General features: G+C 65.8%; 20 protein-coding genes and 1 tRNA gene. 13 read left to right on the plus strand and 8 right to left on the minus strand.

Features of this window, described 5'->3' with window-relative positions; translation table 11 throughout:
* Window positions 1–110 precede the first annotated feature (110 nt).
* Window positions 111–998 carry a dienelactone hydrolase family protein gene (locus tag AC1Q6P_RS07490; RefSeq protein ID WP_492663217.1) on the minus strand — a complete coding sequence of 296 codons (888 nt, stop codon included), beginning with the start codon at window positions 996–998 and terminating at the stop codon, window positions 111–113.
* A 297-nt stretch (window positions 999–1295) separates the two neighbouring features.
* Here AC1Q6P_RS07490 and AC1Q6P_RS07495 point away from each other — a divergent pair, with 297 nt between their 5' ends.
* The 7 genes from AC1Q6P_RS07495 to AC1Q6P_RS07525 all read left to right on the plus strand — a co-directional run bounded on the left by AC1Q6P_RS07495 (window position 1296) and on the right by AC1Q6P_RS07525 (window position 9130).
* Entirely contained in the window at window positions 1296–2879 is a 1584-nt protein-coding gene (locus tag AC1Q6P_RS07495) for an ABC transporter substrate-binding protein (RefSeq protein WP_492663216.1), read from the plus strand.
* 561 nt (window positions 2880–3440) lie between these two features.
* A complete protein-coding gene (locus AC1Q6P_RS07500; RefSeq protein WP_171828273.1) occupies window positions 3441–4469 on the plus strand; it encodes a sulfate ABC transporter substrate-binding protein in 1029 nt (342 codons plus the stop codon).
* Window positions 4470–4538: 69 nt separating this feature from the next.
* On the plus strand, window positions 4539–5444 hold the full coding sequence (gene cysT / locus AC1Q6P_RS07505) for a sulfate ABC transporter permease subunit CysT (protein WP_492663215.1): 906 nt from the start codon (window positions 4539–4541) through the stop codon (window positions 5442–5444).
* Window positions 5444–6340 carry a sulfate ABC transporter permease subunit CysW gene (cysW, locus tag AC1Q6P_RS07510; RefSeq protein WP_171828275.1) on the plus strand — a complete coding sequence of 299 codons (897 nt, stop codon included), beginning with the start codon at window positions 5444–5446 and terminating at the stop codon, window positions 6338–6340. Before cysT ends, cysW begins: the two co-directional genes overlap by 1 nt.
* Window positions 6337–7434 (plus strand): sulfate/molybdate ABC transporter ATP-binding protein, encoded by a 1098-nt coding sequence (locus tag AC1Q6P_RS07515; protein ID WP_271009046.1) that lies wholly within the window; start codon window positions 6337–6339, stop codon window positions 7432–7434. Before cysW ends, AC1Q6P_RS07515 begins: the two co-directional genes overlap by 4 nt.
* Before the next feature lie 3 nt (window positions 7435–7437).
* Complete coding sequence (locus tag AC1Q6P_RS07520; protein WP_492663214.1) at window positions 7438–8379, plus strand: CysB family HTH-type transcriptional regulator; 942 nt, start codon at window positions 7438–7440, stop codon at window positions 8377–8379.
* A 514-nt stretch (window positions 8380–8893) separates the two neighbouring features.
* Entirely contained in the window at window positions 8894–9130 is a 237-nt protein-coding gene (locus tag AC1Q6P_RS07525; protein WP_171828278.1) for a hypothetical protein, read from the plus strand.
* A gap of 125 nt (window positions 9131–9255) precedes the next feature.
* On the opposite strand, the gene AC1Q6P_RS07530 is transcribed toward AC1Q6P_RS07525, so the two are convergent.
* From AC1Q6P_RS07530 to AC1Q6P_RS07545, 4 genes are all read right to left on the minus strand, one after another.
* Window positions 9256–9343: transfer RNA gene (locus AC1Q6P_RS07530), tRNA-Ser, on the minus strand.
* An 81-nt stretch (window positions 9344–9424) separates the two neighbouring features.
* Window positions 9425–10720: a serine--tRNA ligase gene (gene serS, locus AC1Q6P_RS07535; protein ID WP_492663213.1), complete on the minus strand. Its 1296-nt coding sequence runs from the start codon at window positions 10718–10720 to the stop codon at window positions 9425–9427.
* An 88-nt stretch (window positions 10721–10808) separates the two neighbouring features.
* A complete protein-coding gene (ispH, locus tag AC1Q6P_RS07540) occupies window positions 10809–11786 on the minus strand; it encodes a 4-hydroxy-3-methylbut-2-enyl diphosphate reductase (RefSeq protein WP_102769971.1) in 978 nt (325 codons plus the stop codon).
* Window position 11787: 1 nt separating this feature from the next.
* Window positions 11788–12231, minus strand: a complete 444-nt coding sequence (locus tag AC1Q6P_RS07545; protein ID WP_492663212.1) for an FKBP-type peptidyl-prolyl cis-trans isomerase — start codon at window positions 12229–12231, stop codon at window positions 11788–11790.
* Between the two features lie 128 nt (window positions 12232–12359).
* Here AC1Q6P_RS07545 and radC point away from each other — a divergent pair, with 128 nt between their 5' ends.
* Both radC and AC1Q6P_RS07555 read left to right on the plus strand, forming a co-directional pair.
* Window positions 12360–13034 (plus strand): RadC family protein, encoded by a 675-nt coding sequence (gene radC / locus AC1Q6P_RS07550; RefSeq protein WP_492663211.1) that lies wholly within the window; start codon window positions 12360–12362, stop codon window positions 13032–13034.
* Between the two features lie 25 nt (window positions 13035–13059).
* Window positions 13060–13731: a Smr/MutS family protein gene (locus tag AC1Q6P_RS07555; protein WP_271009020.1), complete on the plus strand. Its 672-nt coding sequence runs from the start codon at window positions 13060–13062 to the stop codon at window positions 13729–13731.
* A gap of 140 nt (window positions 13732–13871) precedes the next feature.
* On the opposite strand, the gene AC1Q6P_RS07560 is transcribed toward AC1Q6P_RS07555, so the two are convergent.
* The 3 genes from AC1Q6P_RS07560 to AC1Q6P_RS07570 are packed head-to-tail and all read right to left on the minus strand — an operon-like array spanning window position 13872 to window position 15867.
* Window positions 13872–14309: a group II truncated hemoglobin gene (locus AC1Q6P_RS07560; RefSeq protein WP_492663210.1), complete on the minus strand. Its 438-nt coding sequence runs from the start codon at window positions 14307–14309 to the stop codon at window positions 13872–13874.
* Window positions 14306–15145 (minus strand): MinD/ParA family protein, encoded by an 840-nt coding sequence (locus AC1Q6P_RS07565; RefSeq protein WP_102769966.1) that lies wholly within the window; start codon window positions 15143–15145, stop codon window positions 14306–14308. The genes AC1Q6P_RS07560 and AC1Q6P_RS07565 overlap by 4 nt, the downstream gene beginning before the upstream one ends.
* On the minus strand, window positions 15142–15867 hold the full coding sequence (locus tag AC1Q6P_RS07570; RefSeq protein WP_492663209.1) for a GGDEF domain-containing protein: 726 nt from the start codon (window positions 15865–15867) through the stop codon (window positions 15142–15144). The genes AC1Q6P_RS07565 and AC1Q6P_RS07570 overlap by 4 nt, the downstream gene beginning before the upstream one ends.
* 191 nt (window positions 15868–16058) lie before the next feature.
* Here AC1Q6P_RS07570 and AC1Q6P_RS07575 point away from each other — a divergent pair, with 191 nt between their 5' ends.
* From AC1Q6P_RS07575 to AC1Q6P_RS07590, 4 genes are all read left to right on the plus strand, one after another.
* Window positions 16059–16910: a CheR family methyltransferase gene (locus tag AC1Q6P_RS07575; protein ID WP_171828284.1), complete on the plus strand. Its 852-nt coding sequence runs from the start codon at window positions 16059–16061 to the stop codon at window positions 16908–16910.
* Between the two features lie 95 nt (window positions 16911–17005).
* Window positions 17006–17638 carry a chemoreceptor glutamine deamidase CheD gene (cheD, locus tag AC1Q6P_RS07580; protein ID WP_223696846.1) on the plus strand — a complete coding sequence of 211 codons (633 nt, stop codon included), beginning with the start codon at window positions 17006–17008 and terminating at the stop codon, window positions 17636–17638.
* Window positions 17639–17665: 27 nt separating this feature from the next.
* Window positions 17666–18784 carry a protein-glutamate methylesterase/protein-glutamine glutaminase gene (locus AC1Q6P_RS07585; RefSeq protein ID WP_171828285.1) on the plus strand — a complete coding sequence of 373 codons (1119 nt, stop codon included), beginning with the start codon at window positions 17666–17668 and terminating at the stop codon, window positions 18782–18784.
* Between the two features lie 236 nt (window positions 18785–19020).
* Window positions 19021–20748: an EAL domain-containing protein gene (locus AC1Q6P_RS07590; RefSeq protein ID WP_165794722.1), complete on the plus strand. Its 1728-nt coding sequence runs from the start codon at window positions 19021–19023 to the stop codon at window positions 20746–20748.
* Window positions 20749–20751 lie beyond the last annotated feature (3 nt).

Consider the following 20751-nt stretch of genomic DNA (forward strand, 5'->3'; position numbering starts at 1 on the left):
GGGCAATGTGGGCAAGAAGGCGTTCAAGATTCAGGAGCGCGCATCATCGCCGCCCCGGATTGCCCTTGCCGGCCCGGGCTCTTGCCCGGGGCACGGCGGGCCTCCAACCCTCAAGCCAGCTTGGCCTTGAAGAAATCCACGGTGCGCTGCCAGGCCAGCTTGGCCGCCTCGGCATCGAATCGCGGCGTGGTGTCGTTGTTGAAACCATGCTGGGTGCCGGCGTACATGTGCGCCTCGAAGGGCACGCCGGCGGCCTTGAGCGCGGCCTCGTACTTGGGCCAGCCGGCGTTGATGCGTTCGTCCTGGGCGGCATAGTGGATCAGGAGCGGGGCCTTGATCTTGGCCACCTCTTCAACCGGCGGCTGGCCGCCGTAGAAAGGCACGGCGGCGGCCAGGTCGGGCAGCTGGGTGGCCAGGTAGTTGGCGATGCCACCACCGAAGCAGAAACCCACCACGCCGACACGGCCGTTGCCCTCGGGCAAGGCCTGCAGCGCACGGGCTGCGGCCACGAAATCGGCACGAGTCTTGCCCGCATCGAGCTTACCGAAGAGCTCGCGCGCCTTGTCTTCATCACCGGGGTAGCCGCCCAGGTTGAAGAGCGCATCGGGCGCGAAGGCGAGAAAGCCGTCCAGCGCCAGGCGCCGGGTGATGTCCTCGATGTGCGGGTTCAGGCCCCGGTTTTCATGCACCACCAGGACCGAGGGCAAGCGGCCCTTGGCGCCAGCAGGCCGCGCCAGGTAGCCGCGAACGCGGCCATTGCCCTGGGGCGAATCGATCTCCAGCCAGCGGGTGCTGATGCGCGCATCGTCCGGCTTGACCTGCTGCGCCGCGGCAAAGCGGGGCGACAGGGCCGCCAGCGTGGCCGTGGCCGCGGCGGCGCTGCCCAGGGCACGCTGCGCCTGGTCGAGAAAGCCGCGACGGCTGAGGCCGCCGTGCACATAGTGGTCGAAGAGCCGAAGGATCTCGGGCGAGAAATCCTGGGCGGTCAAACGTGTCATGAGGCGGCTCCAATAGAAGTGAATGACAAGGTGACGAGGCACACAGCCTGCAGTCCGTGCAGAAAACAGCGCCACGACGCCGGGCGCAGCGGCACATTCAAGCCGGCAGGCAGTCTCCTTGGCTACGAAGCTTTTCGCAAGACGATAGACGCAATGGCAATGGCAAAGCTGCGACCATTGCGCCAAGCGCAGGCGCCGCGGACGCCGCTTGCGTACACTGCCGCCCCTTTCTGGCTGGCGACGGGCTCACGCTGCGCCCGTCCCGGCCGTCCTGCTTTGTTGTACGGAGTCTGCCCCATGAAATCGCCCCTGCTGGCCTGCCTGTTGGGCGCCGCCCTGACCTGGACATTGCCCTCCGCCCAGGCCCAAACCCTGCGCTGGGCCAGCGCCGGTGATCCGCTGACGCTGGACCCCTATGCACAGAATGAAACCCTGACCAACACCGTCAACGGCCAGATCTATGAGTTCCTGGTCACCCGCGACCCGCAGCTCAAGCTGGTGCCTCAGCTGGCCACCGAGTGGAAGCAGCTGGGCCCGCAGAGCTGGCGCCTGAAGCTGCGCCCGGGGGTGAAGTTCCACGACGGCCGGCCCTTCACGGCCGATGACGTCGTCTTTTCCATCCAGCGCGCCAAGCAGCCCAGCTCGCAGATCGCCATGTACGCCAATGCGGTGGGTGAGCCGCGCAAGGTGGACGATCTGACGGTGGAGTTCAGCCTGCCCCAGGTGAACCCGATCTTTCTGCAGCACCTGACCACGATCTACATCATGAGCCGCGGCTGGGCCGAGGCCCACAAGGCCACGCGCACCCAGGACTTCTCGGCCAAGGAGGAGTCCTACGCCGCCTTCAACGCCAACGGCACCGGTCCCTTCATGCTGGTCAGCCGCGCGCCCGACAGCAAGACGGTGTTCAAGCGCAACCCCAAGTACTGGGGCCAGATCGAGGGCAATGTGCAAGAGGTGATCTACACCCCGATCAAGAGCGATGCCACCCGCACCGCCGCCCTGGTCTCGGGCGAGGTGGATTTCGTGCTCGACCCGTCGCCGCGCGACCTGGAGAACCTGGCCCGCACGCCCGGCGTCAAGATCGTCAACGGCCCCGAGAACCGCATCATCTTCATCGGCCTGGACCAGGGCCGCGACGAGCTGCTCTACAGCAATGTCAAGGGCAAGAACCCCTTCAAGGATGTGCGGGTGCGGCGCGCGCTCTACCAGGCGATCGACATCGAAACGATCAAGACCAAGCTGATGAACGGCCAATCTGCGCCCACCGGTGCCTTGGTGCCCTCGCCCCTGGGCAGCTTCAACGACCCGGCACTGGAAGCCCGCCTGCCCTACGACCTGGCTGCCGCCAAGAAGCTGCTGGCCGAGGCTGGCTATGCCAATGGCTTCGAGTTCACGCTCGACTGCCCCAACAACCGCTATGTGAATGACGAGCGCATCTGCATGACCCTGGCCTCGCAATGGGCCAAGCTGGGCATCAAAACCCGCGTGAACGCCCAGCCCAAAGGCCTGATCTTCAGCAAGCTGGAGCAGCTGGACACTTCGGCCTATCTCTTCGGCTGGGGCGGCTCCATCACCGACCCCGAGAGCATCTTCACCTCGCATTTCCGCAACCGCGGCGAGAAGGGCGTGGGCGAGTACAACCGCGGCAATTTCAAGGATGATGAGCTCGATGCCCTGGTCGCCGCCTCCAGCAAGGAGCCCGATGAAGCCAAGCGCCAGCAGCTGATCAAGCAGGCCTTCAAGCGCCAGGCCGAGCAGGTGCACTACATCCCCCTGCACCGCCAGTTCATCCCCTGGGCGGCCCGAAGCCATATCCAGGTGGTGCACCGCCCGGACAACTGGCTGGAATGGCGCTGGATCACGGTCGGGCCCAAATGAGCCTGCCCGGCATCTCAAAGCTCGGGCGCGCCATGCTGCCTGATTTATTCGTTATGCAGACATAGTCCTACGCAAAACTTCTTGGGCGCGGCGCAGGCGGCCACCTAGACTGAGCTTCGTCAAGGACGGCAAACACACCATCCGCGGCGAACACCAAGAAACATCGTCACGAGGAAAAGGCCGCGACAAAGACGCGGCCCGAGGGACGAAGAGGAAGAGCCAGGAAAGACCGGTGACCTGTGCCACTGGGTCGCGCGTGGGGGCTGCCAGCCAGCTCGCCGCGTCGACGGCGTGCACAGGGGATAGGCCGGGCCGTGTGCGCACTTGCTGATGGGGTGCATGGGGAAAGCGAAAGTGAGCAAGCGCCCGCACGGCCCGGACCGATTCTTCAGCGAGCGCGCCCCTGGCATTGGTTGGAATGACCCAAGCTTCGTTTCCAGACGGTCACTTATTCAAAACACGGATAAACAAATATAAAAACTGTTGTTCCATGAATAAGAGGCGGCAGGCACAGTGCGGGCCTGACTCTCCAACCGGGCATGCCCTGCCCCGCCTGACATCATGGAAAAGACCTCTCGCCGCACCGTCGCCCTGGCCGCCACTGCCCTGCTGGCCTGGAGCCTGATGCCTGCAAGCGCCCTGGCGCAAAGCCCGGCCGATACCCTGCTCAACGTCTCCTACGACGTGAGCCGCGAGCTGTACAAAGAGATCAACCCGGCCTTCATCAAGCAGCACCAAGCCAAGACGGGCAAGGCCTTGACGATCAACCAATCGCACGGCGGCTCCAGCAAACAGATCGGTTCCGTGATCGGCGGCCTGGAGGCCGATGTGGTGACCATGAACCAGGCGACCGATGTGGACGTGCTGGCCGACAAGGGCTTCACGCCCACTGAATGGCGCAGCCGTTTCCCCAACAATGCCGCGCCCTACAGCTCCACCATCCTGTTCCTGGTGCGCAAGGGCAACCCCAAGGGCATCAAGGACTGGAACGATCTGGCCCGTGCCGGCGTGCAAGTCATCATCCCCAACCCCAAGGTGACGGGCAATGGCCGCTACAGCTATCTGGCTGCCTGGGGCAGCGTGCTGGCCAAGGGCGGCAATGACGCTCAGGCCAAGGAGCTGGTCAGCAAGATCTTCGCCAACGTGCCGGTGCTGGACGGCGGTGGCCGCGGCGCCACCACCACTTTCACCCAGCGCGGCATCGGCGATGTGCTGCTGACCTTTGAATCGGAAGCCGAGCTGATCGAGAACGAGTTCGGCAAGGGCTTGTTCGAGGTGGTCAACCCCAGCGTGTCCATCGAAGCGGATGCACCCGTGGCCATCAACGACAAGGTCGTCGCCAAAAAGGGCACCGCCGCCACCGCCAAGGCCTATCTGGACTTCCTCTACACCCCGGAAGCCCAGGCCATCATCGCCCGCCACAACTTCCGCCCGCGTGATGCGGCCGTGTTCAAGCGCGAAGAGAAGCGCTTCGCGCCGATCAAGCTGTTCAGCGTCGACCAGCTGCTGGGCGGCTGGGCCAAAGTCAGCAAGACCCATTTCGCCGATGGGGGCCAGTACGACCAGATCGTGGCCGGCATCAAGCGCTGAGCCCGAGTTGCAAGCTGACCCAGCCCCGCTGACCACCCATCTGCACGCGCTCCACACCGCCGCCTTGCCATGACCAGCCATGTGATCCCCTCGCCCGCCGCAGCGCCACACGCGCTGCCAGCGGCAGATGCCGGCCCGCGCCGGGCCAAACGCCGGGTGCTGCCCGGCTTCGGCCCGAGCATAGGCTTCACCTTGTTCTACCTCTCACTGATCGTGCTGATCCCGCTGTCGGCGGTGTTCATCAAATCGGCCGGCCATGGCTTTGAGGCCTTCTGGGCCGCGGCCAGCTCGCCGCGGGTGGTGGCGTCCTACAAGCTGAGCTTTGGCCTCTCGCTGCTGGCCGCCAGCATCAACCTGGTCTTTGGCCTGATCCTGGCCTGGAGCCTGGTGCGCTACGAGTTCTTCGGCAAGAAGGTGGTCGATGCCTTGATCGATCTGCCCTTTGCCCTGCCCACCGCCGTGGCCGGCATTGCGCTGACCGCGCTCTACGCGGGCAATGGCTGGCTGGGTTCGCTGCTGGCCCCCTGGGGCATCAAGGTGGCGTTCACGCCGCTAGGCATTCTGGTGGCGCTGATCTTCATCGGCCTGCCTTTCATTGTGCGCACGGTGCAACCGGTGCTGGAAGACATGGAAACCGAGCTGGAAGAAGCCGCGGCCGCCCTGGGCGCCCACCGCTGGCAGACCTTCCGCCTGGTGGTCTTGCCGACGCTGACGCCGGCCCTGCTGACCGGCTTTGCCCTGGCCTTCGCCCGCGCCGTCGGTGAATACGGCTCGGTGATCTTCATCGCCGGCAACCTGCCCATGGTCAGCGAAATCACCCCGCTGATGATCATCTCCAAGCTGGAGCAGTACGACTATGTCGGCGCCACCTCGATCGCTGCGGTGATGCTGGTGTTCAGCTTCGTGCTGCTGCTGGCGATCAATGGCCTGCAAGCCTGGAGCTCGCGCCGCAACGGTCTGGAAGGACGCAAATAATGGCCGGCATCGTTTCAAGCCTGGGCGTGCCGCAAAGCGGCAGCGCCGGACGCTACGAGCGCAACCCCGCCACGCGCGAGGCGCCCTGGGTGCGCATCACCCTGCTGACACTGGGCCTGGCCTTCTTCGGCCTGTTCCTGATCATGCCCCTGGTGGCGGTCTTCCACGAAGCGCTGCGCAAGGGCTGGGAGGTCTACATCGCCTCCCTGGTCGAGGCCGACGCGGTCTCGGCGGTCAAGCTGACCCTGATCGCCGCCGCCATCTCGGTGCCGCTGAACCTGGTCTTCGGCGTCAGCGCAGCCTGGGCCATCGCCAAGCATGATTTCCGCGGCAAGCAGCTCCTGATCACCTTCATCGACCTGCCCTTCTCGGTCTCGCCGGTGGTGGCGGGCCTGGTCTATGTGCTGCTGTTCGGTGCCCAAGGCTGGTTCGGCCCCTGGCTGCAAGCGCATGACCTGAAGATCATCTTTGCCGTGCCCGGCATCGTGCTGGCCACCATCTTCGTGACCTTCCCCTTTGTGGCACGCGAGCTGATCCCGCTGATGCAGGCCCAAGGCCGCGATGAGGAAGAAGCGGCCACGGTGCTGGGCGCCTCGGGCTGGCAGACCTTCTGGCGCGTCACCCTGCCCAATGTGAAGTGGGGCCTGCTGTACGGCGTGATCCTGTGCAATGCGCGGGCCATGGGCGAGTTCGGCGCGGTCTCGGTGGTCTCGGGCCACATCCGCGGCTACACCAACACCCTGCCCCTGCACGTGGAAATTCTCTACAACGAGTACCAGTTCGCGGCCGCCTTTGCTGTGGCCTCCCTGCTGGCCCTGCTGGCCCTGGTCACTCTGGTTCTCAAGCAGTTCGTCGAGTGGAATGCCCACCGATCCCTCAAGGAAGCATCGACATGAGCATCCAAGTCCGCAACATCCACAAGTCCTTCGGCGCCTTCACCGCCCTGGGCGACGTCAGCCTCGACTTTCCCACCGGCGAGCTGGTGGCCCTGCTGGGCCCCTCGGGCTGCGGCAAGACCACGCTGCTGCGCATCATCGCCGGCCTGGAAACGGCCGATCGGGGTCAGGTCTTGCTGGACGGCGAAGACGCCTCCGACACCCATGTGCGCGAGCGCCAGGTCGGTTTTGTGTTCCAGCACTACGCCCTGTTCCGCCACATGACGGTGTTCGAAAACGTGGCCTTCGGCCTGCGCGTCAAGCCGCGCAAGGAGCGCCCCAGCGAGGCCGTCATCAAGAAGAAAGTGCATGAGCTGCTCAATCTCGTGCAGCTGGACTGGCTGGCCGATCGCTTCCCGCCCCAGCTCAGCGGCGGCCAGCGCCAGCGCATCGCCCTGGCCCGCGCCCTGGCCGTGGAGCCGCGCGTGCTGCTGCTGGATGAGCCTTTCGGCGCCCTCGACGCCAAGGTGCGCAAGGAACTGCGCCGCTGGCTGCGCCGCCTGCACGACGAACTGCACATCACCAGCGTCTTCGTCACCCACGACCAGGAAGAAGCCCTGGAAGTGGCCGACCGCGTGGTGCTGATGGACCATGGCCGCGTCGAGCAGATCGGCACGCCGCAAGAGGTCTACGAGAAGCCGGCCACGCCCTTTGTCTACGGCTTCCTCGGCGCAGTCAACCGCTTCGAAGGCCATGCCGAGAACGGCGTGGTCCACATCGGCGAGCACCAGCTGCAGCATGGCGCCACCTTCAACACCACCGGCCCGGTGCAGGCCTATGCCCGCCCGCATGAGCTGCAAATCCTGACCGCGGCCGATGCGCAAGGCCTGGCCGCCACGGTGGAGCGCGTGCTGAGCTTTGGCGCCAGTGCCCGCGTCGAGCTTCTCGGCCCCAAGGGCCAACACCTCGAGGCCGAGCTGAGCCGCGAACGCGCCGAGGCCCTGAGCCTCTACAGCGGCCAGCGTGTGCACCTGGCCGCCAGCCGCCTTAGCCTGTTCGAAGCCGGCCAGAACACCGAAACCCCGCGTGCAGCCAGCACCGCCAAGGCAGCCTGAGGCATGAACTTCCAGCAACTGCGCTCCATCCGCGAAGCCCAGCGCCGCGGCTTCAACCTCACCGAAGTGGCCCATGCCCTGCACACCTCGCAGCCCGGCGTGAGCCGGCAGATCCGCGAGCTGGAGGATGAGCTCGGTATCGAGATCTTCATGCGAGCCGGCAAGCGCCTGACCGGCCTGACCGAGCCGGGCCGCCAAGTGCTGCCCATCATCGAGCGCATGCTGCATGAGGCCGACAATCTGCGCCGCGCCGGCGATGACTTCGCCCGCGCCGGCACCGGCACGCTGCGCATTGCGGCGACCCACAGCCAGGCGCGCTATGCCCTGCCGCCGGTGGTGCGCGACTTCCGGGCCGCCCACCCCGATGTCAGCCTGCACCTGCATCAGGGCTCGCCGCAGCAGGTGGCACGCCTGCTGCTCGATGGCGAGGCCGATGTCGGCATTGCCACCGAGGCCCTGGCCCAGTTCGATGAGCTGATCGCACTGCCCTGCTACCGCTGGACCCACTCGGTGGTGGTGCCGCCGGACCACGAACTGGCCCGCGAAGCCGCCGAGGGTCAGGTCTTGACCCTGGAGCGCCTGTCCAAGTTCCCCATCATCACCTACGAGCTCGGCTACACCGGCCGCTCGCACATCGACGATGCCTTCCGCACGGCCGGCCTGGATCTCAACATCGTGCTGGCCGCCATGGACGCCGACGTGATCAAGACCTACGTGGAGCTGGGCCTGGGCGTGGGCATCGTTGCCTCCATTGCTTACGACGAGGAACGCGACCAGCACCTGGCCGCCATCGACGCCCGCCACCTCTTCGCCGACAACATGACCCGGCTCGCCGTGCGCCGCGGCGCTTACCTGCGCGACTACGTCTACGCCTTCATGTCGACCTTTGCCGCGCCGCTGACGCGAGAAGCCGTCGAAGCCGCTGCCCATGAATCGGCCAGCTAGGCTGGACTCTGAAACCCCTGGCTTTCGTTCATTCTTGCGAAAAACGGCAATAGAAAGCCGGAATCCTTCGAAGCCAAGAGCCTAAACTGGTCTTATAGTGGCATTCATCGAGTTTGAGTGCCTTCTGGCAGATCTGACGCGCCAAAGGCGCTGAATCGGCCCCTCAAATCAGTTTTGTCTCCTCGATCGGATGCCCGATCGATTGGTTTACCGCCCTCGGCGATTGAACCGGCCCCTGCAGGCTTTCATGCCTGCCGGGGCATTTTTTTGCCCGCTCACCGGAGCAGTGCCGCTCAGGTGCCCACTCTTTCCGGTGAGATTCACGCCGCCTGCGCATCCCGCGCCCACAGCTCCGACAATCCAAACCGGGAGCAGCAGTCAAGCCACCCCTCACCCCCCATTGGAGGGCACCCCTTGGCGGGGGTATCTGGCCAATCTGCATCGGAGGACAGTTGCATCCATCGACAGGAGCCCTTCAGCCATGCAGTCCACACACCGCCCTCAGAGCCACGTCTTGCGTCTCGACACCCCGGCTTCGCTGCGCGCGGCGAACCGCAAGCCTGCCGCTCAAGCTACCCGCCCTGCACGCCGCCGCAGCCTGCAAGCCCTTCGTCAAAGCCCGCAAGCCAGCTCACAGCCTCTTTCGCCAGTATGTGCGGCTACCCCTGCACCCTTTCAGGATGACGAAGCATGCGATTGGGAAAGCTGGCTGTATGCCGGTGGTGATTTGCTGATGGGCTTGCCGGACTGAAGCATCGCACTGCTCCAGCTTTTCTTGCTCCCACGAACCCCAGGGCTTGGGAACAACGATTCGTAAGCACACAAGCAAAACGGGCCTCAAGGGCCCGTTTTGCAGTGCTTGCCGAGCAAGCTGTTTGGAGGAGAGGGGGGGATTCGAACCCCCGAGACGTTTCCGTCCGCCTGATTTCGAGTCAGGTACATTCAACCACTCTGCCACCTCTCCGGTATTCTGGTGCTCGCGTTGGTTGCTGCGAGTAAGCCCGCTAGTATAGCGAGCTTTTCTCAGATTGCCAGCACTTTTCGCTCAGGCCCGCAAAATTTCTGCGCCACGCAGGTAGGGGCGCAGGGCTTCGGGCACGGTGATGCTGCCGTCGGCGTTCTGGTAGTTCTCCAGAACCGCGACCAGGGTGCGGCCTACAGCCAGGCCGGAGCCGTTCAGGGTGTGGACCAGGTCGTTCTTACCCTGCTCGTTCTTGAAACGCGCTTGCATGCGGCGGGCCTGGAAGGCACCCATATTCGAGCAGGAGCTGATCTCGCGGTAGGTGTTCTGCGCTGGCACCCAGACTTCCAGGTCATAGGTCTTGGTTGCACCGAAGCCCATATCGCCGGTGCACAGCAGCACCGTGCGGTAAGGCAGGCCCAGCTTCTGCAGGATGGCCTCGGCGTGCAGCGTCATCTCTTCCAGCGCGGCCATACTGCGCTCGGGATGCTCGATGCGCACCATCTCGACCTTGTCGAACTGATGCTGGCGGATCAGGCCGCGTGTGTCACGGCCGGCACTGCCGGCTTCCGAGCGGAAGCAAGGGCTGTGGGCGGTCAGCTTGATCGGCAGGGCCGAGGCGTCCAGCACCTGCTCGCGCACGGTGTTGGTCAGCGAGATTTCCGAGGTGGAAATCAGGTACTGCTCTTGCGCCTGGTCATCACCACCGCGCAGCACCCAGAACATGTCTTCCTTGAACTTGGGCAGCTGGCCCGTGCCTTCCAGCACCTCGCGGTTGACGATATAGGGCGTGTAGCACTCGGTGTAGCCATGCTCCTCGGTCTGCACATCCAGCATGAACTGGGCCAGTGCACGGTGTAGGCGAGCCGCAGGGCCCTTCAAGAAAGAGAAGCGCGAGCCGCTGAGCTTGGCGCCGGTTTCAAAGTCCAGGCCCAAGGGTGCACCCAGGTCTACATGGTCACGCACCTCGAAATCGAAGCTGCGCGGCGTGCCCCAGCGACGCACTTCCACATTGCCGCTTTCGTCGCTGCCCACAGGCACGCTCTCGTCGGGCAAATTGGGCACGCTCATCAGCATGGTGCTGAGCTCGGCCTGGATCGCTTCCAGGCGCTCGGCCGCGGCCTTGAGCTCATCGCCGATGCCGCCCACTTCGGCCATCACGGCCGAGGCATCTTCGCCCTTGCCCTTCAGCATGCCGATCTGCTTGGACAGGCTGTTACGTCGGCTTTGCAGTTCCTCGGTTCGCATCTGCACGCCCTTGCGCTCGGTCTCGAGCGCGGCGTAACGGGCTTCGTCCAGGAAGGCTTGGGGGTTCTTGCGGGTGTTCAGGCGGGCCACCACGGCGGCCAGGTCCTTGCGCAACAGATTGATGTCTAGCATTTGAAGAGGTGTCCTTGGAATTCGGTCGATTCTATGAAAGCAAAACGGCGCCAAGAGCAGGCGCCGCCGGCAGGCCTGAGCGCCGGCTTCAGGATCGAGAGCTGCTCACCTCGGCCATGGACTTGTCGCCCAGACCCATGGGCAGAGGAAAGCGCACATGCTCTTCCACGCCCGGCAGGCTGCGCACCGTGGTGGCGCCGAGTTCGCGCAGACGGTTGATGACGGCCTGCACCAGCACATCGGGGGCCGAGGCGCCGGCGGTCAGGCCGACCCGGGCGCGGCCATCGAGCCACTCGGGCTGCAGGTCTTCGGCCGCATCGACCATAAAACCCGGCGTGCCCAGGCGCTCGGCCAGCTCACGCAGGCGGTTGCTGTTGGAGCTGGTCGGGCTGCCCACGACGATGACCACGTCCACCTGCGGCGCCAGCACCTTGACGGCATCCTGGCGGTTTTGCGTGGCGTAGCAGATGTCCTGCTTCTTGGGCTCGCGCACCTGAGGGAAATGCGTCTTCACGGCGGCCAGGATCTCGGCGGCATCGTCGACGCTCAGCGTGGTCTGCGTGACCACCGCCAGTTTGGACGGATCCTTGACTCGCACATGCGGCACATCGCTGGCCTCTTCGACCAGGTAAATGCCTTCGCTGAGCTGGCCCATGGTGCCCTCGACCTCGGGGTGTCCCTTGTGGCCGATCATGATGAATTCATAACCTTCGCGGTGCAGCTTGGCCACTTCGACATGGACCTTGGTCACCAGTGGGCAGGTCGCATCGAAGACCTGGAAACCGCGCTGCGCCGCCTCCTGGCGCACCGCCTGGCTCACGCCGTGGGCGCTGAACACCAGCGTGGCGCCCGGCGGCACCTCGGCCAGATCCTCGATAAAGATGGCGCCACGCGCCTTCAGATCGTTGACCACATAGGTGTTGTGCACGATCTCATGGCGCACATAAATGGGCGCGCCAAACTTGAGCAGCGCGCGTTCGACGATCTCGATCGCCCGGTCCACACCGGCGCAAAAGCCGCGCGGCTCGGCCAGCAACACTTCCTGGGGCTGGATGGAATTCGGCATCTCAGAGCACCCCGATCACTTGCACTTCAAAGCTCACCGGCTGGCCGGCCAGCGGATGGTTGAAATCGAACAAGGCGCTGTCCTCGCCGATCTCACGGATCAGGCCGGCGTAGCTGGCCTGGCCGTCGGGCGTGGGGAACTGCACCACATCGCCGACGTGGTACTCCTCGTCCGGGTCGCCCAGCTGGCGCAAGAGGCTGAGCTTCACGCGTTGCATCATCTCGGCATTGCGCTCGCCAAAGGCCTCGCCGGCCGCCAGCTCGAACTGGGCGCGCGTGCCTTCGGCCAGGCCGATCAGGCGCGCCTCGATGGCGGGCGACAGCTCGCCCGTGCCCAGGGACAGGGTGGCCGGCTTGTCATCGAAGGTGTTGATGACGTCGGTGCCGTCTGGCCCAGAGAGGCGGTAGTGCAGCGTCAGGAAAGAACCGGCTTGGATAAGATTCATGGGAGCGCGAGGTCGAAGTTGCCCGGATTTTAGGGCCTGTGCCCACCTCTCCCGGCCACCAACGACAGAAAGCCCTGCCCGGCCCCCTGCGGCCCTGCTCCACTGCCTGCTGCCCTGCGGAGAAGCCCATGCCGCTGCACGACCTGCCGCCCGAAGCCCGCCCGCGCGAAAAGCTGCTGGCGCGCGGCCCCGAGGCCTTGGCCGATGCGGAACTGCTGGCCCTGCTGCTGCGCACCGGCATCCAGGGCACACCGGTCTTGCAACTGGCGCAGCAGTTGCTCGATCAGTTCGGGGGCTGGCACGGTCTCCTCCATGCCCGGGTGGCCGATCTGAAAGGTATCAAGGGCCTCGGCCCGGCCAAGCAGGCCGAGATCGCCGCCGTGCTCGAAATCGCGCGGCGCTCGCTGCACAGCGAGCTGGCGCAGCGGCCGGTGTTCGACGCGCCCGAGGCCGTGCGGCGCTACCTCAGCCTGCAACTCGGCGGGCTGGGCCACGAGGTTTTTGCCGTGCTCTTCCTCGACGCCCAGCACCGCCTGATTGCACTGGAAGAGATGTTCCGCGGCACGCTGACGCAAACCAGCGTCTACCCGCGCGAGGTGGTCAAGCGCGGCCTGGCCCTGGGTGCGGCCGCCGTGATCCTGGCCCACAACCACCCTTCCGGTGTGGCCGAACCCTCGCGCGCCGACGAGTTTCTGACCCAGGCTTTGCAGTCGGCCCTGAACCTGGTCGACATCCGGGTACTTGACCATTTCGTGGTGGGCATGGGCGAGGTGATCTCGATGGCGGAGCGCGGGCAAATATGATGGCGCCCGCCACGCAGCTCCCGCCATGACATCCCCGCCCTCCCCATCGCGCGCCCGCCCCGCCCTCCACAGCCTGCAAGACCTCAAGCTGCTGCAGCGCGAGCTGGCCCTGGCGCGCCGCGCCGAGGAAGAGCGGCGCGAGCGCGAAGCGGCGGCTGCGCGCCTGGCCGAGCAGGAGCGGCGCATCTTCGAGCTCAGCGTCGGCCCGGTGACACGGCTGGCTGCCCAGCAGGCCCGAGTGCTGCACCAGCGCCAGCGCCCCGCCCCAGAACCCTTGCAGCGGGAGGCCGACGAGCGCCAGGTGCTGCTGCAGGCTTTGTCGGACGACTTCGATGTCGACACCTTGCTGGAAACCGACGAGAGCCTGTCCTTCCGCCGCCCCGAGATCAGCCAGGAGGTGGTGCGCAAGCTTCGCCGCGGCCATTGGAGCCTGCAGGCCCAGCTTGACCTGCACGGCCTGCGCCGCGATCAGGCCCGCGAGGCCCTGGGCCACTTCATCCAGGAAAGCGCCCGCCGCGGCCTGCGCTGCGTGCGCGTGGTCCACGGCAAGGGCAATGGCTCACCGGGCCGCGAACCCGTGCTCAAAGCCCGGGTGCGCCGCTGGCTGGTGCAGAAAAACCAGGTCCTGGCCTTCGTGCAGGCCCGCGCCAGCGATGGCGGCAGCGGCGCCTTGATGGTCTTGCTGGCCGGCACTTGACGCGCAAGCCCAGCGCCCCCCCCCACTCAAGCCGACCGCCGGGCCGCCCCAAGGCCGGCTTGAGGACTCAGCGGCCGGCCACGCCGGCCGCTGAGTCCATTCCCCCCGGGGGACCGCCCACGTACCCGCGGGCGAGGGGCTCACACATTTCTCATCCAATCCGCCGTCCCCATAAAGCTTTCCAGCAAGCGCTCCTGCAGCGCCGGGTCCAGCGCCACATCCTGCATGGCCATGCCCATGCAGGCGACCCATTGGTCGCGCTCGGCGATGCCGATCTTGAAGGGCAGATGGCGGGCGCGCAGACGCGGGTGGCCGAAGCGTTCGATGTAGTGGTTGGGGCCGCCCAGCCAGCCGCAGAGGAACCAGAACAGCTTGTCGCGGGCGCTGTCCAGGCTGGGGCCGTGGGCCGCGCGCAGCTCGGTGAAGGCGGGCTCCAGCTCCATCAGATCGTAGAAACGATCGACCAGGGCGCGCACCCGAGCCTCGCCGCCCACCCACTCAAAGGCAGTGGCGGGCGAGGCCTCGGGCGAGGACGATGTTGAGGGGGAAGAATCGGAAGAGGTGTCTGAACTGCTCATCCCAGCAGTTTATTGGCCAAAGCCTTGATGGCCTGAGCCGCATCGCTGCCGGGGTAATGTTCCAGCACCAGCTGGCGCTTGAGCACAGCCTGGCGCACGGTCAGATCGTTCTTGACCTCGCCCAGCAGCTCCAGCTTGAAGCTCTGGCCCGGGCGGGCGCCGACAAAGCGCTGCAGCACCTGCTGCAGCTGGCCGCAGATCAGCTTGCCTTCGCCCACGCGGTTGGCCTGGTTGACCAGCAGGCCCACCTCGCGGCGGTCTTGCTGGGTGGCCAGCACCTTGATGGTGGCGTAGGCATCGGTCAGCGAGGTCGGTTCGGGCGTGGCCACCACCAGGACATCGGCAGCCATGGAGATGGAGAACAGCACCACATCGGAGATGCCGGCGCCGGTGTCGAACAAGATCCAGTCAAAACGCGGCCGCACCATCTCAACGATGTGCAAAAGCTTGTCGCGCACCTCGGGCGTCAGGCGCGAATACTCCACCATGCCCGAACCCGCCAGCAGCACCGAGAAGCCGCCGGGCGCCGGCAAGATGGCCTGGTCCAGCGTGGCCTTCTCCGTGAAGACATCGTGCAGGGTCAGCTTGGGGTGCAGGTTCAGCACCACATCGAGATTGGCCAGGCCCAAGTCGGCATCCAGCACCAGCACACGCTGGCCGCGCAGGGCCAGGGCGGCCGCCAGATTGGCGGTCACAAAGGTCTTGCCCACGCCGCCCTTGCCGCTGGTGACGGCCAAGGTGCGGGCGCCGGCACGGCTGCCCGTCTTGGGCGCCGGACGGGCGGCCCCCAGCGGGGACGCCGGCGACGATGCAGCAGGATCAGGTGTCGTACTCATTCACTTTCCTGTTGCGTTACTGCAAACAACATGCCTTTTTCCTCGGCGCTCACCAGGGAATCGACCTGGTTCTCCAGGCAGGCCCGGTTGCGGCCCTCGGCCTTGGCGCGGTAGAGCTGACGATCGGCCCGCTCCATCCAGAGCAGGGACGAGGAGCGCACCCACTGCGGCGCAAAGGCACCGCCCAGGCTGACCGTCACCGCCAGCACCTGGCCGGACGCAATTTCGATCCGCAGCTCGGCCACCCGCTCGCGCAGGCGCTCGGCCACGGTGGCGCCAAAACCGGCTGCGCACTTGGGCAGCACGATGGCAAATTCTTCGCCGCCCACGCGGGCGACCGTGTCCATGGGCCGAACCACCTGGTTCAGCGCCCCGGCCACCGCCTGAATCACCAGGTCACCGGCCGCATGGCCGTAGGTGTCGTTGACCGCCTTGAAATGGTCGATGTCCAGCACCAGCAGCAAGGCCGATTCCCCCGAACGCGCCACGCGGTCCACTTCGCGGGCCAGCGCCATCTCGAAGCTGCGGCGGTTGACCAGGCCGGTCAAGGCGTCCTTGCTGGACAGGTCGCACAGCGCGTCCATGATGCCTTGCAGCCAGGCCTCGCTGTAAGGCTCGGCCTCGGGCAGCAAGGCGCCCGCCTGCTGCAGCAGCTGCAGGGCCAGGTCCAGCCGCAGGCGTCGGGCATCCAGCAAAGCGGGTGTGGGGCTTGAGGAATCCAAGATGGTGTGCAGGGGGAGGGGCAAGTGCGCAGCCAGTCTAGCAGTGGGTTTTCGTGCTCAATTGGCGATCTGACCCCTGTTGGCGGCTTTGTTTGGCCTATGCTGGACAGGCTTGAACCGCCAGACTGCAAGACGACGCAAAATCAAAGCCTGGACTGCGCCAGCAGCCGGGACATAACCGAGCTCACCTTATGCCAGCTGTTCCAAGTGCACCAGGCGCCGAAGCCATCGACCATGAATTCAGCTTCAGCCGGGCGGATTTCGACCGGGTTCGGGAACTGATTTACAAGCACGCAGGCATCAGCCTGCACGATGGCAAGCACGCCATGGTCTACAGCCGCCTCTCCCGCCGCCTGCGCGAGACCGGCCACAAGTCTTTCGCCGCCTACCTGCAGTGGCTGGAACATGCCACCGGGGTGGAGGGCACGCAGGAATGGCAGGAGTTCGTCAACTGCCTGACCACCAACCTGACCTCCTTCTTCCGCGAAGAGCACCATTTCCACGCCCTGACCGACGACCTGAAGCCGCTGGCCGGCAAGCCGGTGCGCATCTGGTGTTGCGCAGCCTCCACGGGCGAGGAGCCCTACTCCATCGCCATCACCTGCAGCGAAGCGCTGGGCAGCAGTGCCCAGGTGCAGATCACCGCCAGCGACATCGACACCAATGTGCTGAACACGGCTCGCCGCGGTGTCTACAACGCCGATGCCCGAGGCCTGGACCAGACCCGGCTGAAGAACTTCTTCATGCGCGGCACCGGTGGCAACTCCGGGCGCATCCGCGTCAAGCCGGAGCTGCAGCGCTGGATCGACTTCAAGCCGCTCAATCTGATGGACACGCAGTGGTCGCTGGGCGAGCCCTTCCACATCGTGTTCTGCCGCAATGTGATGATTTATTTCGACCCGCCGACCCAGCGCAAGGTGCTGGAACGCATCCACCGTGTGATGCGCCCGCATGGTCTGCTCTTCGTCGGCCACTCGGAGAACTTCACCGACTCGCGCGATCTGTTCCGCCTGCGCGGCAAGACGATATACGAGCGCGTCTGAGCCCCGCTCCGACGCAATCCTCAAGTTCACAGTCCAGCGACCGATAAAAAAACATGAGCACCCCCCCGCCCACTTCCGGTGCAGGCACCGGCTCGATGTTCACCAGCGGCGCGGGAGCGGCCCGCGTTGCGCAACTCAAGGCCATGCCGCGCAAGCCTGGTGAAGCATCGTTCTTCTTCTACGACGCCCATTTCAAGAATGCGGCGGTCAAGATCCTGCCCGGCGAGTACTTCGTGGACAACGAGGACCTGCTGGTCATGACGACCCTGGGCTCCTGCATCGCCGCCTGCCTCTGGGACCGCCACGCCCAGATCGGCGGCATGAACCACTTCATGCTGCCCGAAGGCAGCGGCGACTCCGGCCGCTACGGTTCCTACGCCATGGAACTCTTGATCAACGAGATGATGAAGCGCGGCGCCTCCAAAGGCCGCATGGAAGCCAAGATCTTCGGCGGTGGCGCCGTGATTGCCGGCATGAACACCATCAATGTCGGCGAACGCAATACCAACTTCGTGATCGACTTCCTCAAGCTCGAGCGCATCCCCATCGTCTCCAAGGACGTGATGGACATCTATCCCCGCAAGGTTTGCTTCCTGCCCTTCAGTGGCAAGGCCATGGTCAAGCGCCTCGCCCCCACCAACACCGACGCCCTGGTGCAACAGGACCGTTCTGCAGCCCAGAAAGCCCAGCCCGTGGTGGCCAGCGGCGGTTCTGTCGATCTGTTCTGAGCCCGCCCCCAAGAGGAGAAGTAAGACATGGCCAAGACAACTGTGGTGGTGGTCGACGACTCGGCTCTGGTGCGCAGCATCCTGAGCGAGATCATCAACCGCCAGCCCGATATGGTCTGCATTGGCGCCGCCGCCGACCCGCTGCTCGCCCGCGAAATGATCCGCTCATTAAACCCGGACGTGATCACCTTGGACATTGAAATGCCCCGCATGGACGGCCTGGATTTCCTGTCCCGCCTGATGCGCCTGCGCCCCATGCCGGTGGTGATGGTGTCCACCCTGACCGAGCGTGGCGCTGAAGTCACGCTCAAGGCCCTGGAACTGGGCGCGGTCGATTTCGTCGCCAAGCCCAAGATCGGCGTGGCCGATGGCATCCGCCTGCTGGCCGATGACATCACCGACAAGATCCGCATCGCCGCCAAGGCCCACATCCGCCGCAGCCACGCCGCCCTGCCCGCCTCGGGCGCAACGGGCGCGGCCGCCCACGCAGGCCACCCACCCGCAGCGCCGGCCAAGCCGGTCACCATGGCCAGCCTGGGTCGGCTGTCGACCGAGAAAATCATCTTCATCGGCGCCTCCACCGGCGGCACCGAGGCGACCAAGGATGTGCTGGTCAATCTGCCGGCCGACTGCCCGGCCGTGGTCATCACCCAGCACATGCCGCCCGGCTTCACCAAGAGCTACGCCGCACGCCTGGACGGCCTGTGCCGCATCCGCATCAAGGAAGCCAGCGATGGCGAGCGCATCTTGCCGGGCCACGGCTATATCGCCCCGGGCGGCCTGCATCTGAGCGTCGAGCGCTCGGGCGCCAACTACATCGCCCGCGTGCAGGACGGTGAGCCGGTGAACCGCCACAAGCCCTCGGTCGAGGTGCTGTTCCACTCGGCCGCGCGCGTCGTGGGCCCGAACGCTCTGGGCATCATGCTGACCGGCATGGGCGCCGATGGCGCCAAGGCCATGAAGGTGATGAAGGACGCCGGCGCCTACAACTTCGTGCAGGACGAGGCCACCTGCGTGGTCTTCGGCATGCCCCGCGAAGCCATCAATGCCGGCGCGGCCGACGAAGTCCTGCCCTTGAGCCAGATCGCACCGCGCCTGATCGAGCGCCTGCGCAGCACCTCGGGCATGTCGCTCAATCGCGTGTAAGCCCAAGCTGAAGCCACCCAGGCCAGAACACGCCCACCCCGAGGCCGCACAGCCGAGCAATAGCTCACGCTGATGCGGCCTTTGTGCTGGTGGACCCCGCTTTTCTTGGCCCTGTCATCGACGCTGGGCACCATGGCGCTATGAGCAGCGCCGCACTCTCCCCCTCCCCCGCATCCCCCATCGCCGCAGGATCCAGACCGGGCGATGAAGCTCCGCCACTGACGGTTCGCCGCCTGATGGACCGCCGCCAGCTGCGCACGGTCTTCCAGCCCATCGTGCAGCTGGACTGCGGACTGGTCTACGGCCATGAAGCCCTGGTGCGCGGCCCGATCGGCAGCCCGCTCGAGTACCCCGATATGTTGTTCGCCGCCGGTCGGCGCGAAGGCCTGAACACCGAGCTGGAGGTGCACTGCGCCCTGCTGGCCATGGCCGAGTGGAGCCGGCTCAAGCTGCCCGGCCGCCTGCTGCTGAACATGAGCGCCACGGCCCTGGCCAGCGCCGTAGCCCAGGGCCTGGAGCAGGACCGGCTGTTCATCTGCGAAGACCTGGGCATCTGCGCCAGCCAGCTGATGATCGAGCTGACCGAGCATGAGCGCGTGGCTGATATCGAGGGCCTGCGCCGCGCCATCGGCGTGCTGCGCCGCAAGGGCGTGGGCATTGCGCTGGACGATTTTGGCGACGGCCGCTCCTCGCTGCGCCTGTGGTCCGAGATCCAGCCCGATGTGGTCAAGATCGACAAATACTTCACCCACGACCTGCCGGCCCATGCCGAGAAGCTGCAGACCTTCCGCGCCCTGCTGCAGCTGGCCGAAACCTTCGGTGCCCAGCTGGTGGCCGAAGGCATCGAGAACGCCGAGGAACTGCGCGTGCTGCGCGACCTCGGCGTGGCCTTTGGCCAAGGCTGGCTGATCGGCCGCCCCACACCCGACGGCGCGCGCGAGCCCCTGGCCGGCGCCCGCGAGGTGCTGGCCAGCAGTGAGATCGCCGTGCTGCCCGAGCTGCGCCGCGCCTCCAGCAACGGCGTCACCGCCGAGCGCCTGATGATGGAAGCCGTGACCGTGCACGAGGACACCACGCACGAGCAGCTGTTCCGCGTCTTCAACGAACACGAGGAGCTGCACGCCATCGCCGTGCTCAACAGCCGGCAAGAGCCGGTGGCCCTGGTCGACCGGGCGCAGTTCATCAACCGCTGGGCCAAGCCCTTTTTCATGGACCTGTACGGCCGCCATGCCTGCACCCTGTTCGCCAACCCGACGCCGCTGATCGTCAACGCCGACACCGGCATCGAGGCCTTGACCACCGTGCTGACCTCGGCCGACCAGCGCTATCTGCGCGAGGGCTTCATCATCGTGCGCGAGGGACGCTACCTCGGCCTGGGCACCGGCGAACAGCTGGTACGCTCGGTGACGGAGGCGCGTATTGAAGCAGCGCGCCACGCCAACCCGCTGACCTTCTTGCCCGGCAATATTCCGATCAGCCAGCACATCGGCCGCCTGCTGACCAGCGGGCGCGAGTTCGTCGCCGCCTACGCCGACCTCAACCACTTCAAGCCCTTCAACGACGAGTACGGCTACTGGCGCGGCGACGAGATGATCCGCCTGGTGGCGCGCGTGGCCAGCAACCATTGCGACAGCCAGCGTGACTTCCTGGGTCATGTCGGCGGCGACGATTTCGTGATGCTGTTCCAGAGCGCCGACTGGGAGCAGCGCTGCGAGCAGATCGTTCAGGGCTTCAATGAGCTGGCCCGCAATCTGTTTGATGCCGCGGCCTTGCAAGCGGGCGGCATCATGGCCGAAGACCGCCATGGCGATATGCGCTTCCACCCCTGCACCACGCTGAGCATTGGCGCGGTCCGGGTCAGCCCCGGCAGCCTGCACCGGGCCGAAGAGGTGGCCAGCGCAGCGGCCACGGCCAAGCGCCATGCCAAGCACGAGGCCTTGAGCGTTTACGTGATGGCGCTGTGAAGG

This window comes from Roseateles sp. GW835-FHT13E02 (assembly GCF_058794035.1).

Excerpts from the sequence above, each read along its gene's own strand:
- AC1Q6P_RS07490 (WP_492663217.1), bottom strand. The coding sequence starts at position 998 with ATGACACGTTTGACCGCCCAGGATTTCTCGCCCGAGATCCTTCGGCTC.
- AC1Q6P_RS07495 (WP_492663216.1), top strand. The coding sequence starts at position 1,296 with ATGAAATCGCCCCTGCTGGCCTGCCTGTTGGGCGCCGCCCTGACCTGG.
- AC1Q6P_RS07545 (WP_492663212.1), bottom strand. The coding sequence starts at position 12,231 with ATGAATCTTATCCAAGCCGGTTCTTTCCTGACGCTGCACTACCGCCTC.
- AC1Q6P_RS07515 (WP_271009046.1), top strand. The coding sequence starts at position 6,337 with ATGAGCATCCAAGTCCGCAACATCCACAAGTCCTTCGGCGCCTTCACC.
- serS (WP_492663213.1), bottom strand. The coding sequence starts at position 10,720 with ATGCTAGACATCAATCTGTTGCGCAAGGACCTGGCCGCCGTGGTGGCC.
- AC1Q6P_RS07520 (WP_492663214.1), top strand. The coding sequence starts at position 7,438 with ATGAACTTCCAGCAACTGCGCTCCATCCGCGAAGCCCAGCGCCGCGGC.
- AC1Q6P_RS07555 (WP_271009020.1), top strand. The coding sequence starts at position 13,060 with ATGACATCCCCGCCCTCCCCATCGCGCGCCCGCCCCGCCCTCCACAGC.
- AC1Q6P_RS07590 (WP_165794722.1), top strand. The coding sequence starts at position 19,021 with ATGGACCGCCGCCAGCTGCGCACGGTCTTCCAGCCCATCGTGCAGCTG.
- AC1Q6P_RS07585 (WP_171828285.1), top strand. The coding sequence starts at position 17,666 with ATGGCCAAGACAACTGTGGTGGTGGTCGACGACTCGGCTCTGGTGCGC.
- AC1Q6P_RS07500 (WP_171828273.1), top strand. The coding sequence starts at position 3,441 with ATGGAAAAGACCTCTCGCCGCACCGTCGCCCTGGCCGCCACTGCCCTG.
- radC (WP_492663211.1), top strand. The coding sequence starts at position 12,360 with ATGCCGCTGCACGACCTGCCGCCCGAAGCCCGCCCGCGCGAAAAGCTG.
- cheD (WP_223696846.1), top strand. The coding sequence starts at position 17,006 with ATGTTCACCAGCGGCGCGGGAGCGGCCCGCGTTGCGCAACTCAAGGCC.
- cysT (WP_492663215.1), top strand. The coding sequence starts at position 4,539 with ATGACCAGCCATGTGATCCCCTCGCCCGCCGCAGCGCCACACGCGCTG.
- ispH (WP_102769971.1), bottom strand. The coding sequence starts at position 11,786 with ATGCCGAATTCCATCCAGCCCCAGGAAGTGTTGCTGGCCGAGCCGCGC.
- AC1Q6P_RS07565 (WP_102769966.1), bottom strand. The coding sequence starts at position 15,145 with ATGAGTACGACACCTGATCCTGCTGCATCGTCGCCGGCGTCCCCGCTG.
- AC1Q6P_RS07575 (WP_171828284.1), top strand. The coding sequence starts at position 16,059 with ATGCCAGCTGTTCCAAGTGCACCAGGCGCCGAAGCCATCGACCATGAA.
- AC1Q6P_RS07560 (WP_492663210.1), bottom strand. The coding sequence starts at position 14,309 with ATGAGCAGTTCAGACACCTCTTCCGATTCTTCCCCCTCAACATCGTCC.
- cysW (WP_171828275.1), top strand. The coding sequence starts at position 5,444 with ATGGCCGGCATCGTTTCAAGCCTGGGCGTGCCGCAAAGCGGCAGCGCC.